Source organism: Blautia luti, assembly GCF_033096465.1.
Classification (GTDB): domain Bacteria; phylum Bacillota; class Clostridia; order Lachnospirales; family Lachnospiraceae; genus Blautia_A; species Blautia_A luti.
Genome location: NZ_AP028156.1, coordinates 3,004,525 through 3,019,870, shown reverse-complemented (window position 1 = coordinate 3,019,870; position 15,346 = coordinate 3,004,525). Strand labels below are relative to the sequence as shown.

Here is a 15,346-nt window from a genome sequence, read left to right as displayed (position 1 = left end):
TGATAAAGCAGTTATACAGGCAGTCCATTTTTTGCGATTATTTCCTTGCCTGCCCTCTTTGTATAACGTATAATAAAACATAGATAATATGTACGAACGTTCAGGAAAAGAGACGGACTATGGTTACAATTAAAGAAATAGCGAAACACTGTGATGTTTCTATTGCCACAGTTTCCAATATCATCAACGGGAAACCCAATGCCAGCAAGGAAACAAAAGAGCGTGTGCTTCAGGCTATTGAAGAATTAAATTATACTCCAAATTACATTGCCAAGAATTTAAAGACCAGAAGAACCCGGACCATAGGTGTTGTTGTGGAGGATATTACGGTATTCTGTGCACCGGAGATCATTGACGGAATTACGAAATGTTGTGAGGAGAAGGGATATCACATTCTTCTGATCAATCTGAGATTATATAAGAAGTTTGGCGACAGCTATTATGACAACGAGAAGTTCTTCCAGATGGTACGTCGGGAAGTGAAGGAACTGATCGCCAAGCAGGTGGACGGGATCGTGTACGTGACAGCTCATGAAAGAGCACTGAAATGTCTGCCGGAGAATCTGACCGTTCCGGCAAGCATGGCCTATGGATATACGAAATCTGAGCATTACCCGTCGGTTGTAGTAGATGATAAGAAAGGTGCCTATGAAATCGTGAACTATGTGATTTCCATGGGACATAAAAATATAGGTGTGATCACAGGAAAAGAGCGAAGCATTCACACTCATGACCGTCTGCTGGGATATCAGAAAGCGTTGTATGATCATTCCTTCTTCCTCTACAGGTGGGAGATGGATTGCCAAAAAACAGAAAAGAACATTTATTCTGCGATGAGATTCATGGTATAATAGAATCAGTCGACAAGATAAAAGATCAAAAAAGGACTGGTTTTATGGAAAATATGGATCATAATGCACATTCAGTATATTTGATGTATTATCATTTGATCATGGTGGTGAAATATCGAAGAAAAGTTATCAATGACCCAATTTCAGAAAGAGCAAAAGAAATATGGGAATATATTGCCCCCGATATGGAATTGTTTTGGAGGAATGGAATCATGATATTGACCATGTGCATGTAATGTTTCGTGCACAGCCGAAAACGGAACTCAGTAAATTTATCAATGCATATAAAAGTGCCAGCAGCAGGCTGCTGAAAAAAGAGTATCCGGAAATCCGAGAAAAACTTTGGAAAGAAGCATTCTGGAGCCAGAGTTGCCTATCTGTTCCTGTGCTTCCAGAAGCACTTTATCGAAGGTATGACTGCCGGTGCAGTAAAAGGTTAAATAATAGTGGCAATAAAACAGACAGAAATATAATGATTAACAGACAAACAGGAGGACTGACTATGAAAAATGCAAAAATGATTGTTGATAAGGCTTTTCGCATCTCCGAAGTAGATAAAAGAATCTACGGTTCTTTTATCGAACATCTGGGAAGAGCAGTATATGGCGGCATTTATCAGCCGGATCATGCAACTGCAGACGAAAACGGATTCCGTAAGGATGTACTGGAGCTGGTAAAGGATCTTAATGTACCTGTAATTCGTTATCCCGGCGGAAACTTTGTATCCAACTTTTTCTGGGAAGACAGTGTAGGACCGCTGTCTGAACGAAAACCCAGACTGGATCTGGCATGGAGAAGCCTGGAACCCAATACATTCGGTCTGGGAGAATTTGCCAGATGGACAGAGAAAGCAGGGGCAGACATAATGATGGCTGTGAACCTGGGAACAAGAGGAACGGCAGATGCCTGTAATCTTCTGGAATACTGCAATCATCCCTCAGGAACAAAATACAGCGATCTGCGTATCAAACATGGAATAAAAGATCCATATAACATCAAACTCTGGTGTCTGGGAAATGAAATGGACGGAGAGTGGCAGCTGGGAAAGAAAACGATGCATGAGTATGGCCGTGTGGCACAGGAAACTGCCAAAGCCATGAAGCTTATTGATCCGTCTATCGAACTGGTTTCCTGCGGAAGCTCTTTTATGGACATGCCCACATTCCCGCAGTGGGAAGCAACTACTCTGGAATATGACTATGATTATGTGGATTATGTATCCCTCCATCAGTATTATGGCAATCTGAATAATGACAGCACAGATTATCTGGCGAAATGTGATGAAATGGACGCATTTATCCGCACTGTGATTTCAACCTGCGATTTCGTAAAAGCGAAGAAACGCAGCAAGAAGACTATTAATTTAAGCTTTGATGAGTGGAATGTATGGTTCCATTCCAAGAGCGAAGAGGAAGATATTACCACCAACCATCCGTGGCAGATTGCACCGCCGCTTTTGGAGGATCATTATAATTTCGAAGATGCTCTTCTGGTAGGCCTGATGCTGATTACACTTTTGAAACATGCAGACAGAGTAAAAATTGCCTGCCTGGCTCAGCTGGTAAATGTTATTGCGCCTGTTATGACGGAGAAGGACGGGACAGCATGGAGACAGACCATTTATTATCCATTTCTCCATGCATCCAGATATGGCCGCGGTACAGTCCTGCAGCCATTGGTAGATGGCCCGTCTCATCCGACTTTGGAGCACGGAGAGATTTCTGACATTGTCAGTGTGGCAGTCTACAATGAAGAAGCAGAGGAAGTGACTATCTTTGCGGTAAACCGTAACCTTGAAGAGGATATTCTGCTCACTGCAGATGTGAGATGCTTCCAGGGATACCAGGTAAAAGAGCACATTGTATTGGAAAACGATGATCTTAAGGCAGAAAACGGCCCGGATGGAGAGAAGGTTATGCCGAAGCAGGTGGCAGCAGGCAAAGTAGAAGCAGGAGAATTGCAGACAATGCTGAAAAAAGCAACCTGGAATGTGATCAGACTTGGAAAAATTAAGTAATGCGAGGTAAAACGTATAATATTGTGAAAAACACACAATAAACAGAATATATTTTTAGGAATAACAACAATGAAAGAGCTCGAAGATGGAAGCGCAGGTCTTGAATCTCATTCTTCTTCTTCCTATCCGTCCATCAATACAGAGTTCACAACTGTTACTCTGAATGATATCTTCGAGAACGGCGTAGATGTGGCAGATGCACTTGATCAGGCACAGTCAGATCTCCAGAACGAACTTGGACAGTAAATAACAGAATAGAAAAGTATAAAACAGGAGGGACATGTCATATGTCCCTCCTGTTTTATATGAAATAAAGTTTTGCCGGGTTATTTTTTGATCTTGATGCTCATTGTATTGCTCCATGGACTGTAACTGGTTATTCCATTGGATTTTTTGCAGGCGCGTACGCGGATATAATAAGTTTTTCCTTTTTTCAGACCGGAAAGAGCGGTGGAAGAACTGTTACCGGTGGATATCCTTTTGGAATTAGTGAAATTTTTGGAGGTAGAGTATTCAACCTGATATCCGGATGCAGCGGTAACTTTTTTCCACTTTACATTGGTTCTGCCTGATTTGGTGTTGGTCAGGGAAGAAAGGGTTGGAGCTGTCAGGCGGGTGATCTTCAATCCGATGGTGTTGTAGGAACCCTGCTGGGAATCTTTGTATGCCTTTACTGTATAAGTGTAAGTGTTTCCACTTTTCGCTGTACGGTCTGTATAGGAAAGGGTGCTGCTGCCCTTTACTGTGGCGAGCTTGGTCCATTTGCCACTTCCTGTTTTCCGGTATATCATGTAGCCGGAACATCCGGTGACTTTATTCCATTTGAAAACAATACCCTTTGATTTATTGGAAACTGATGTCAGGGACGGAATGGGCAGTTTGCTGGAAGATAAATCAGCAGACTTGAAGGTGGTGCGCATGGATTTTACAGTTTCTGTATCAATCCATAACTTTCCGTTGTACACCTGCTGTTTGAAGAAAATGTACATAGTATAAGAGGCACCAGTTGATATTCCCACAGGTGAACCAATTTTCCAGACAGAGTTGTAACGATCACCGACAGAGGACATACTCCAGTAGAGGGGAATCCAGCGGACAGCACCTTTCACCGGAGATTTATTATCAGTTCCTGCGCCGATCACTTTAAATTCATAAAATTGTCCAGGATAAAATTTCAGAGGTTTCTCCAGTCCTTTTACAACACTCGCTGTAACTTTCGGGGTACGGGCAGGTTTGACAGTAGGAGTAATTTCCGGGTCAGGCGTTTCCTGGGAAACATCCTCGGAAGTTGCACTGAATTCTCCTGCCATGCCTGTGACAGGAAAGGATGTGGCGGATAATACGGCACATAAAAGTAACGCTGCAATTTTTTTCTTCATGTTTGGATCCTCCTTGTTATGGTTGTTTTTCGTGGAAATGTTCCAGCATTTCCTGATGGGTTTTATAATTTTTCGGGCTTACCCCGAATTTCTTTTTGAAAGCTTTGGAGAATACCAGCTGGTCAGTGTATCCAATACAGCGGGCAATTTCCTTTACGGACATGTCTGTACCCAGAAGCAGGCTGGCTGCTTTGTGCATTCTGTAATCAATGAGAAAACTCTGGGCGGACATATTCAGTTCTTTCTGAAAGGCACTGTTTAGATAAGCACGGCTGATGCCGATATTGGATGCAATGTCCGAAATGCCGATCCCATTCTGATACATACTGGTGATGTACTCGATGGCAAGTTCTACATAAACACTGGTACTGTATTCATGTGACTTTTTATTCTGGCCCGACTGCTTCTCGTGGAAATCTGTCAGTTCTGCGAAAAACAGGAGCAGGTATGCCTGGCGCCGGAGGTCATTGGCCTGGGACAGCTGTCTGTGTTCCAGGAGATGATCAATGTATTCTGTGATCAGTTCAGAAGAGGGAGCAGGAAGCACCCGGTTCTTACGGGAAAAACCGCACTGGGCTGCCAGGGAACCGGCGCGGATCCCCTTAAAACCGATCCAGGCGTAAGTCCAGGGATCTGTTTCATCCGCACCGTAGGTAACCGGTTCATCTGGATAAATGAGGAACATCTGTCCCGGAGACAGGGACCAGGTCTGTCCGTCAGCAGAATAGAATCCGGTGCCCTTCAATACGAAATGAATGATAAATTCTTCTCTGGATCTGGAACAGATATGACCGGGCAGACAATATTCCCTGCCTGTGTGGATCAGACTGATATCAAGAGAGGCTTCTTTGAGATTTTCGAGACAGCGGAAGGTGGCGCCGTCTGTGTATTTTACATTGGACATTGGTACAGTCCTCATTTCTTTTAAATTAACCGGAACAGGGTTTCGTTTTGTTGACATTTTACCATATATTCAGCTGTTTTGCCATAACGATTATGACATATGTTCCTGCCATAAATCTATTTAAAAGATCATGGAGGATCTGTATAATAGGAGCATAAACAAGAGAAAAACAGACAGGCCAGTCAGAAACCTGCCTGATTCAGTAAAAAATAACAGGAGAGGTACAGCAGATGGAATGGATCAGATATCACGAAAAAGAGAAAGTATTTGAACTGAGAACAGAAAACAGCACGTATCAGATGCAGGTCAGGGAGTATGATACCCTGGTTCATCTTTATTATGGAAGTCCGGTGGGAGATACACTGATCACAGACAGGATCGTGTGTGCAGACAGAGGTTTTTCCGGGAATCCTTATGAAGCGGGAAGGGACAGGACATTTTCCCTGGATACACTGCCACAGGAATACACAGCCTACGGAAACGGGGATTACAGGATCAATGGCCTGGAGGCTGTTCAGGCAGATGGAAGTGATACTGCGAATCTGAAATTCGAATCTTATGAGATCAGACCGGGCAAATACAGCCTCAGGGGACTTCCGGCCATGTTCGGAGGAGAAGAGGAAGCACAGACTCTGGAGATCGTTCTGGCAGATCATGCCAGCGGGCTGAAGGTGCACCTTCTTTATGGAGTATTTCCGAAATTCGATGTGATCACCAGGGCAGTACGCCTGGAAAATACAGGCACAGAAGCTGTTACCATAAAGAAAGCAGTGTCCATGGAAATGGACTTTGAATACAGGGAACTGGATGCAGTTCATTTTTACGGCAGACATGCCATGGAGCGTGAGATGGAAAGAAACCATCTGGGTCACGGAAACTGGTCGGTGGGAAGTATCCGGGGAACTTCCAGCCACCACCATAATCCATTTGTCATCCTCTGCGACCGCGATACGGAAGAGACACATGGAAACTGCTACGGCTATGCGCTGGCATACAGTGGAAACTTTGTATTTGAGACAGAAGTGGATCAGATCGGACAAACCCGTGTGATGATGGGAATCCATCCATATCATTTCCAGTGGACACTGAAACAGGGGGATACTTTTGAGACACCGGAGGTCATTATGACTTATTCGGAGGAAGGTTTAGGGAAGCTTTCCCGTAATTATCATGATGCATACAGACAGAATCTGATCCGCAGTAAATATGTAGATCAGCCCCGCCCGATCCTGGTCAACAACTGGGAAGCTACGTATTTCGATTTCGATGCAGACAAGCTCTATCACATTGCAGAAGAAGCGAAGAATATCGGACTGGATATGTTTGTGCTGGATGACGGCTGGTTTGGAAAGAGAGACAATGACTGGTGTGCGCTTGGAGACTGGAAGGTATATGAGGAGAAGATCAAAGGCGGTCTTCCTGCACTGGCAGAGAAGATCCATGGTCTGGGACTGAAATTCGGTCTGTGGGTAGAACCTGAGATGGTTTCCGAGGACAGTGATCTGTACAGGGAGCATCCGGACTGGGCATTTAAGATCCCGGGACGTGCAGCGAACAGAAGCAGGTATCAGCTGAATCTGGATATTACCAGAAAGGAAGTCCGGGAACACATTATGAACCAGATATTCACAGTGCTGGATGCCTGCAAAGTGGATTATGTGAAGTGGGATATGAACCGCAGTGTGGATAACGTGTTCTGTGCAGCACTTCCAGGAGAACGTCAGGGAGAGGTTTATCACAGATATGTTCTGGCTGTCTATGAGATGATGGAGAGCCTGGTGCAGAGATATCCGGATCTTCTTTTCGAATCCTGTTCCGGCGGCGGTGGAAGATTTGAGGCAGGAATGCTTTACTATTCCCCGCAGATCTGGTGCAGTGATAATACCGATGCCATTGACAGACTGAAGATCCAGTATGGTACTTCTTTCGGTTATCCAGTAAGTGCTATGGGAGCGCATGTGAGCGTATGCCCCAACCATCAGTCAGGAAGGATCACACCTTTCGAGACAAGAGGAATCGTGGCATCTTCCGGAACCTTCGGTTATGAACTTGACCTGATGAAAATGTCCGAAGAAGAGAAGAAGACAGCCAGAGAACAGATCCTTATCTATAAAGAGATGGAACATTTGGTACAGACAGGGGATTATTACCGCCTGGAAAATCCTTATGAAAACCAGAAATATGTATTATGGCAGTTTGTATCCAAGGATAAAAAAGAGGCTGTGGTATGCGGTGTCAGACTGCACAGTGAAGCCAACCCACGGATCTATCTGTGCTATCCTCAGGGGCTGGATGCAGAAATGCATTATGAAGACACAGCTACAGGAAAAGTTTATACAGGTGCGGCTCTGATGAAAGCAGGACTGCCGCTGCCGCTGACGATGGGAGATTACCAGCCTGTGAAATTCACATTTAAGGCTGTGGAGAAATAACTGACTGTTCTGCTGTAAGATCAGCAGAATCAGGAAAAAGAAAAAGGGATCCGGTCTGGAAATATTGCAGAGCGGATCCTTTTTTAAGAGAATGGATATGTTATTTTTTCTTTTTCTCTTCGTTTGAGGACAGATTCATTTCGTCGATCAGATGTTCGATCATCATTTTCTTTACATAAACATCAAAACTTAACAGGCAGATAAAAGAGAAGCGTTTCAAATTCTCCTGATCTTCTTCATCTGCATCTGAGAAAGTATCCTGGGCTGTTTTATATTTGCGGAGCAGGTCTTTCTTGAGAGATTCGATCTGTTCTTTTTCCATGCTGAAAACTTCATTATAAATATAGGTCATGTCCTTCTCAGTCATGGACTTGAAATATTTCTGCGCGATGGGTGTGAGCAGGGTCTGAATATCACTGATGGACAGAATGTTCTTGAAATAATAAATAAAGATCAGCATCAGGATATGCTCTCTGGAATAACGCTTCTTCTCCGGCGGAGGAAGGAGTTTATTCTTGGCATAGTTATTGATCATGGTCTTGGTGAGGATCTTGTCCTCGTCATAACGCTTGGTGGAAGCAAGCTGCTCCTCCATAAAGGTTGTTACCTGATCCATGTATAATTCAATATTGGGGATATCATCCGGTTTAATATAATCAATCCTGGACACACTTGCCAGAATACTGTTTATCATATCTTTTTCATCAATAGTCATCTTTCATCACCTCTGTTCCCTATTATATAGTTTTAAATACTACTTGTAAATGCTTTTTTTACTGAATAGACAAATTTCGTTGCGGAGTGAACAGTAACCAAATTTCTTGGTAAGTTGGAGAAGAGTCTGATAAACTTCGAATTTCTAAAAGTAACCTGTTGTAGGCGAACAGGTTTTTGTGTATAATTGTGAAGATATGGGTCTGTTATGTGGAAAGTTTTATTCCGGACTAATAACGGATACAGATATTTCAAACAATGCAAACTGTAACTCGACAAGAGATAGGAGAGAAAATGAACAACATTTACAGTACATTAAATCCCCCACAGCAGGAAGCTGTCTATCACACAGAAGGCCCACTGCTGATCCTGGCGGGAGCGGGTTCGGGAAAGACGCGAGTGCTGACCCACCGTATTGCTTACCTGATAGATGAAAAGGGCGTAAATCCCTGGAATATCCTGGCTATCACTTTCACAAATAAAGCAGCCAGTGAAATGAGAGAACGAGTAGATAAGATCGTAGGTTTCGGCTCAGAGAGCATCTGGGTATCCACCTTCCACTCTACCTGCGTGCGGATCCTGCGCAGACATATTGACCGTCTGGGATTCGATACCAGATTTGCCATCTACGATACAGAAGACCAGAAAACTTTGATGAAGGAAATCTGCAGAAAGCTGAATATCGATACCAAGATCTACAAGGAACGCTCCCTGCTTGCACAGATTTCCCATGCAAAAGACGAGCTGATCACACCAGATGAAATGGAACTGAATGCAGGCGGTGATTTTAATAAGAAGAAAGTCGCAGCAGTATACCGTGAATATCAGGCATCCCTGCGAAAGAATAACGCGCTGGATTTCGACGATCTGATCGTAAAGACAGTAGAACTGTTCCAGAACTGCGGAGATGTTCTTGAGAACTATCAGGAACGTTTCAAATATATCATGGTAGACGAGTATCAGGACACCAACACAGCACAGTTCAAATTTGTAAGCCTGCTGGCTTCCAAGTATGAAAATCTCTGTGTTGTGGGTGATGATGACCAGTCTATCTACAAATTCCGTGGTGCAAACATCGGAAACATCCTCGGATTCGAGCATGTTTTCCCGGATGCAAAGGTCATCCGTCTGGAACAAAATTACCGTTCCACCAAGAACATCCTGAGTGCAGCCAATGAAGTGATTGCCAACAATGCCTCCCGTAAATCCAAGACACTCTGGACGGAGAACCCGGAAGGTGAGCTGATCCATTTCCGCCAGTTTATGAACGGATACGAAGAAGCAGAGTATGTAGTAGGCGAGATTTCCAGGGCACACAGGGAGAACGGTGCGAAGTACAAAGACTGCGCAGTCCTGTACAGAACCAATGCCCAGTCCCGACTCTTTGAAGAGAAGTGCCTACTTGCGAATATTCCTTATAAGATCGTAGGCGGCGTAAACTTCTATGCACGTAAAGAGATCAAAGACTTGTTATGTTATCTGAAGACCATTGATAACTCCAGAGATGACCTGGCAGTCCGCCGTATCATCAATGTGCCGAAACGTGGAATTGGTGCCACAACACTTGGCAGGATTCAGGATTATGCAGACAAGATGAGCGTCAGCTTCTACGACGCCCTGCGTGTGGCAGAGGAAGTTCCTTCTATTGGAAGAAGCCTTTCCAAGATTGACGGTTTTGTAACCTTTATCCAGAGTTTCAAGAGCAAAGCGGAATCCTACACAGTCCGTGAACTTCTGGAAGAAGTAATTGAACTTACCGGATACGTAGCAGAGCTGAAAGCGGAAGATACCGAAGAATCCCAGGCACGGATTGAGAATATTGACGAACTTATTTCCAAGACCGAGTCCTATCAGGAAGCCATGGAAGAACAGGGACAGCCTGCCACACTTTCCGGATTCCTGGAAGAGATCGCACTGATCGCAGACATCGACAGCGTTGACCCGGATCAGGATTATGTGCTTCTTATGACCTTACATAGTGCCAAAGGTTTGGAATTCCCGAGAGTGTTCCTGGTTGGAATGGAAGACGGAATTTTCCCGTCCTATATGTCCATTGTATCAGACGATAAATCCGATCTGGAAGAAGAACGCCGTCTCTGTTATGTGGGAATCACAAGAGCCATGGAAGACCTGACACTGACAAGTGCCAGACAGCGAATGATCCGTGGGGATGTGCAGTACAACAAAGTTTCCAGATTTGTCCGCGAAATCCCGCGTGAACTTGTAGATATGGGACAGACAGCAACACCGGAAAAGAAGAAACAGATTGCAGACATGATCCAGGCAGACCGTAGCCTTGCCAAGATGAAAATGGCATTGGCATCAAAGCCATTCAAGCCAAGAGAATTCAAAGTCACCAAGGCAGCGTCCTTAGATTATGAAGTAGGTGATACCGTACGTCACATTAAATTTGGCGTGGGAATCGTCAAAGACATTGTAGACGGTGGAAGAGATTATGAAGTTACTGTTGATTTTGACAAAGTGGGAGTCAAGAAGATGTTCGCAGGCTTTGCAAAGCTGAAGAAAATCTAAACGGATTCCGGGGGAGAGGAAAAAATTATGAGTAAAAACACAAAAGACGTAGTAGAAGACAAGGACTATTCCCTTGAGCGCGTACCAGCCACAGCCAGAAAAGGCTTCTGGCCAATGTTCTTTATCATGCTTGGTTTCACATTCTTTTCAGCTAGCATGAGTGTGGGTGCGAAGCTGGGAATCGGACTGAACCTGCAGGGATTTATCTGGGCAGTTCTGATCGGAAGCATCGTGCTGGGTGCTTACACAGGTGTGCTGGGTTACATCGGAAGCCACACTGGTATGTCACTGGATCTGCTTGCACAGCATTCTTTCGGTAAAAAAGGTTCTTACCTGCCATCTGCACTGATCAGTTTCACACAGATTGGATGGTTCGGTGTAGGTGCAGCCATGTTCGCTATTCCGGCAGCAGAAGTGCTCCATGTATCACCGGTAGTTCTGGTAGTGATCGCTGGTGTGTGTATGACACTTTCCGCATACCGCGGAATCGAAGGACTTGAGATCGTCAGCTATATTTCCGTACCGTTGATTGCAATCCTTGGCATCTATTCCATGAATCTTGCAATCGGACAGGGCGGCGGTCTGGAGGCAGTATTTGCAAAGAGTCAGGGAACACTGACCATCGCAGGCGGAGCAGGACTGGTAATTGGTTCCTTTGTCAGCGGCGGAACAGCAACACCAAACTTTACCCGTTATGCAAAAACAAATAAGATTGCAATTGTTACAACCGTAATCGCATTCTTCCTTGGAAATGCCCTGATGTTCGCATTTGGTGCAACAGGTGGAGCTTTCACAGGAAAGGATGATATCTTCTACGTTATGATCGCACAGGGACTGACAGTTCCTGCACTGATCGCACTGGGAGCAAACATCTGGACAACCAACGACAACGCACTTTACACATCCGGACTTGGACTTTCCAATATCACAAAAGTCCGCAAGAAACCAATGGTAGTCATCGCAGGTGTGATTGGAACCGTGCTTTCTATCTGGCTTTACAATAACTTCGTAGGATGGCTTAACTTCCTGAACGCAGCCCTCCCGCCGGTAGGTGCACTGATCTCCCTGGATTTCTTCCTCCACAGATCCGACTATGAGTCAGGAGCAGAAGCAAAGAAAGAAGTAAAATGGGGCTCCGTCGTCGGTGTTATCTGCGGCGCACTGGCAGGAAACCTGATCCCTGGAGGAATCGCTTCTATCAATGCCATGGTTGTAGCAGTCATCTGCTATTTCGTGATCGGAGCAATCACAAAAGACTGACCATTATATAGGAACTATTAAGCAAAAAAGTATAACATCAAAAATATACTGCCATTTGAAGAGCCATGCAAGGAAGTAATGATAACTTCTGGTATGGCTCTTCTTTTATAAAAAAGTATAGAAGCAATTCAGAAAAGAAAATTAATTCATATATTTATGGTAAAATCACAGAGAAGGTGGTATAATAATTGCATTAAACAGCAGACGGCAAAAGTGTTAACAGCTATTCTATCTATAACGGTAGCGTCAGCTGGCAGACTATTGAGAGGATGGTGCGACTATGAACATTAAAATTGAAGAATTATTAGCAGCATTAAACAAAAAAGAAGAAGAGAAAGAAAAAAATACAGTCCTCTGGGTACTGGCAATCATTGGCGCAGTTGCAGCAGTAGCAGGTATCGCATTTGCTGTATATCATTTCTTTAAGCCAGATTATCTGGAAGATTTCGAAGAGGATTTTGACGACGACTTCGACGACTATTTCGAAGACGAAGAAGAGTAATTACCGGTTCTGTCATAAACAGACAGCGGAATATCCGCAGAAAATGAGCAATTATGAAAACGAACGAATAGCTCCGGCTTATACCGGGGCTATTTTTGCGAAAGCGATACAGGAGGTTATATGAAGAAAGGCGAAATTTACGAGGGAGTAATTGAAAAAGTAGATTTTCCAAATAAAGGAATTGTAATGACAGGCGACCAGAAAGTCACAGTAAAGAACGGCATGCCAGGCCAGAAAGTCCGTTTCATGATCAACAAGAAACGCTCCGGCCGTGTAGAAGGACGACTTCTGGAAGTTCTGGAGAAATCCCCGCTTGAAACAAGAGACCCGGTCTGTAGCATTTTCCCGGAATGCGGTGGATGCATGTATCAGACCATGTCCTATGAGAACCAGCTTGTAATGAAAGAACGCCAGGTTCGTGATCTGCTTGAGGGAGCATTAAACGGTGCTGACTACCAGTGGGAAGGAATCCACGGAAGCCCTATCGAATTCAGATACCGCAATAAAATGGAATTCTCTTTTGGCGACGCATACAAAGATGGTCCGCTCACACTTGGCCTGCACAAGAAGGGCAGCACCTATGACGTACTTACCGCAAACGACTGCAAACTTGTCCACGAAGACATGACCAAAATCCTGACCTGCGTCCATGAATTTTTCCTGAAACGAAATGTTTCCTATTATAGAAAGATGCAGCACACAGGCTATCTGCGCCACCTGCTTCTCCGCCGCGGCGTAACCACCGGAGAAATCCTGGTACACGTGATCACCACCAGTCAGGAAGAACATGACCTGCAGCCACTGAAAGAAGAACTCCTTGCACTTCCGCTGGAAGGAAAAATCGTCGGAATCATGCACATCATTAACGACTCTCTTTCCGATGTGGTGCAGAGTGATGAAACCCGCATCCTTTACGGACAGGATTTCTTCTACGAAACCCTCCTGGGACTGCGATTCAAGATCAGCACCTTCTCATTCTTCCAGCCCAACTCACTGGCTGCAGAAGTGCTCTATTCTGTAGTCCGCCAGTACATCGGAGATACCAAAGATAAAGTAGTCTTTGATCTTTACAGCGGAACAGGAACCATCGCTCAGCTCGTAGCATCCGTAGCAGATGAAGTGATCGGAGTAGAGATTGTAGAGGAAGCAGTAGAAGCCGCTAAACAGAATGCAGCGCTGAACAATTTAAGTAACTGTAAATTTATAGCCGGAGATGTTCTAAAAGTCCTTGATGACCTCACTGAGAAACCAGACGTGATCATTCTCGACCCACCAAGAGACGGTATTCACCCAAAGGCCCTGCCGAAGATTCTCTCCTACGGCGTAGACCACATCGTCTACATCTCCTGCAAAGCCACCAGCCTCGCCCGGGATCTCCCGGCATTCCTCGCTGCAGGCTACGAACTGGAAAAGGCATGCAGCGTAGACCAGTTCTGCGAAACTGTGCATGTGGAAGTCGTGTGTTGTCTACATCGGGTGAATTCGTAGAAGTCCTTAATTTTAGGCACTTTGCGAGGTATATGAGTTTCACACCAACAGGCAAACAGGGCAAGAAAAAGCAGATTATGAATGGAATCGAAGTGTCAGTAGTATTGCATCTGGTATGAGGAAATACATTCGGACAGAATTAACATTTTTTATTTAATAGCATAGAGAAAAGCCAAAAGGACGCTTGTTTTCAGAACTTCTGCAAGATGAGTGTCCTTTTCTTTTATCCCAAGGCAAAGGAGAAGATAAAAAATGGCAAGGAAGAAAGAAATGTATTCACCAGAGAATCACGAGCCGGGTGCAGGTATTGTACTGATGAAACTGGATGAGCTGCATAGCTTTGAAGGACACCCGTTTAAGGTAGAGAAAAATCAGGAACTGTTTGAACTGCGATGTAGTATTGAGAAGGAAGGAGTATTAGTTCCGCTTCTGGTGAGAAAAAATCCACATGGTGATGGATATGAAATTATAGCCGGACACAGACGAAAAGAAGCAGCGCTATGGGCAGGATTTATGGAAGTGCCGGTCATTATCCGGGAACTGGATGATGATCAGTCGGTTATAGCGATGGTGGACAGTAATCTTCAAAGAGAGAAGATACTGCCAAGCGAAAAAGCGTTTGCCTATAAAATGCGTCTGGAAGCAATGAAGCACCAGGGAAGAGCAGAAGCAGATACTTCGGACCCACTGGAACCGAAGTGTAAGACAGAACTGGTGAATGTATCAGAACTGGAAGCAGAATTACAGGAATTTGGAAAAGTAAAAATCCAGAAAAAAGGCGGAGCAGGAGGCAAGCGAAGCAATGAACAGCTCGCCAGTATGGTTGGCGAAAGTGTGACACAGATCAAGCGATATATCCGGTTAACCCATCTGATTCCGAAGATACGGGATATGGTTGATAAAGAAATACTTGCGATCCGGTCAGCAGTGGAGATAGTATTGTTTGGGTTGGCATAAGGAGGCTCTATGATGAAAATATTAAAAAATGTATTGCCGAAGTCAGCAATTATCTTTTTGATTTTTACTGTGTTTGTGGCGTAGTTTATACGGGCATTGTGACGGGAATTGCACAGCTTATTTTTCCTGACAAAGCCAACGGAAGCAGTAAATGTTCTGAAAGTCAATTTGATGTTGGACTGTATCCTGTAACGAGTGCTCTCAAAAGATTTCAGACTTCTGCTCATCTTTATACAATCTTAATTTCAAAACAAACTTACTTACGCCCATTTAATACAAATAAAGATAGAATAAAGGCAATATAAAAAAG

At 44.3% G+C, this 15,346-nt stretch carries 13 protein-coding genes and 1 pseudogene; 11 read left to right on the top strand and 3 right to left on the bottom strand.

Annotation, left to right across the window (positions count from 1 at the left end; all coding sequences use genetic code 11):
• The first annotated feature begins 119 nt into the window (after positions 1-119).
• From R8695_RS13940 to R8695_RS13925, 4 genes and pseudogenes are all read left to right on the top strand, one after another.
• The gene (locus tag R8695_RS13940; RefSeq protein ID WP_154779622.1) at positions 120-851 is read left to right on the top strand and encodes a LacI family DNA-binding transcriptional regulator; all 732 of its coding nucleotides are present in this window, start codon (positions 120-122) and stop codon (positions 849-851) included.
• A gap of 44 nt (positions 852-895) precedes the next feature.
• Positions 896-1,227: pseudogene (gene tnpA, locus R8695_RS13935) on the top strand (IS200/IS605 family transposase); the annotation flags it as partial.
• Positions 1,228-1,353: 126 nt separating this feature from the next.
• Entirely contained in the window at positions 1,354-2,868 is a 1,515-nt protein-coding gene (gene arfA / locus R8695_RS13930) for an arabinosylfuranosidase ArfA (RefSeq protein WP_154779668.1), read from the top strand.
• Between the two features lie 69 nt (positions 2,869-2,937).
• Positions 2,938-3,114 (top strand): hypothetical protein, encoded by a 177-nt coding sequence (locus tag R8695_RS13925; protein WP_154779623.1) that lies wholly within the window; start codon positions 2,938-2,940, stop codon positions 3,112-3,114.
• Between the two features lie 80 nt (positions 3,115-3,194).
• Here the strand turns inward: R8695_RS13925 and R8695_RS13920 are convergent, their stop codons facing one another.
• Positions 3,195-4,247 (bottom strand): fibronectin type III domain-containing protein, encoded by a 1,053-nt coding sequence (locus tag R8695_RS13920; protein ID WP_154779624.1) that lies wholly within the window; start codon positions 4,245-4,247, stop codon positions 3,195-3,197.
• Between the two features lie 16 nt (positions 4,248-4,263).
• Entirely contained in the window at positions 4,264-5,151 is an 888-nt protein-coding gene (locus R8695_RS13915) for an AraC family transcriptional regulator (protein ID WP_118509492.1), read from the bottom strand.
• A gap of 230 nt (positions 5,152-5,381) precedes the next feature.
• Here R8695_RS13915 and R8695_RS13910 point away from each other — a divergent pair, with 230 nt between their 5' ends.
• The gene (locus R8695_RS13910) at positions 5,382-7,583 is read left to right on the top strand and encodes an alpha-galactosidase (RefSeq protein WP_154779625.1); all 2,202 of its coding nucleotides are present in this window, start codon (positions 5,382-5,384) and stop codon (positions 7,581-7,583) included.
• 100 nt (positions 7,584-7,683) lie between these two features.
• On the opposite strand, the gene R8695_RS13905 is transcribed toward R8695_RS13910, so the two are convergent.
• Positions 7,684-8,298, bottom strand: a complete 615-nt coding sequence (locus R8695_RS13905; RefSeq protein ID WP_118509494.1) for a DUF1836 domain-containing protein — start codon at positions 8,296-8,298, stop codon at positions 7,684-7,686.
• Between the two features lie 293 nt (positions 8,299-8,591).
• Between R8695_RS13905 and pcrA the strand changes: the two genes are divergently transcribed.
• The 6 genes from pcrA to R8695_RS17750 all read left to right on the top strand — a co-directional run bounded on the left by pcrA (position 8,592) and on the right by R8695_RS17750 (position 15,341).
• On the top strand, positions 8,592-10,829 hold the full coding sequence (pcrA, locus tag R8695_RS13900; protein WP_118509495.1) for a DNA helicase PcrA: 2,238 nt from the start codon (positions 8,592-8,594) through the stop codon (positions 10,827-10,829).
• 27 nt (positions 10,830-10,856) lie between these two features.
• Positions 10,857-12,089: a cytosine permease gene (codB, locus tag R8695_RS13895; RefSeq protein WP_118509496.1), complete on the top strand. Its 1,233-nt coding sequence runs from the start codon at positions 10,857-10,859 to the stop codon at positions 12,087-12,089.
• Positions 12,090-12,369: 280 nt separating this feature from the next.
• The gene (locus R8695_RS13890; protein ID WP_118509497.1) at positions 12,370-12,591 is read left to right on the top strand and encodes a hypothetical protein; all 222 of its coding nucleotides are present in this window, start codon (positions 12,370-12,372) and stop codon (positions 12,589-12,591) included.
• 120 nt (positions 12,592-12,711) lie between these two features.
• Positions 12,712-14,079, top strand: coding sequence for a 23S rRNA (uracil(1939)-C(5))-methyltransferase RlmD (gene rlmD, locus R8695_RS13885; RefSeq protein WP_154779626.1), 1,368 nt, complete (start codon positions 12,712-12,714; stop codon positions 14,077-14,079).
• A 252-nt stretch (positions 14,080-14,331) separates the two neighbouring features.
• A complete protein-coding gene (locus tag R8695_RS13880; RefSeq protein ID WP_243139442.1) occupies positions 14,332-15,036 on the top strand; it encodes a ParB/RepB/Spo0J family partition protein in 705 nt (234 codons plus the stop codon).
• A 98-nt stretch (positions 15,037-15,134) separates the two neighbouring features.
• Positions 15,135-15,341 (top strand): hypothetical protein, encoded by a 207-nt coding sequence (locus R8695_RS17750; RefSeq protein ID WP_308418797.1) that lies wholly within the window; start codon positions 15,135-15,137, stop codon positions 15,339-15,341.
• Positions 15,342-15,346: the final 5 nt, after the last annotated feature.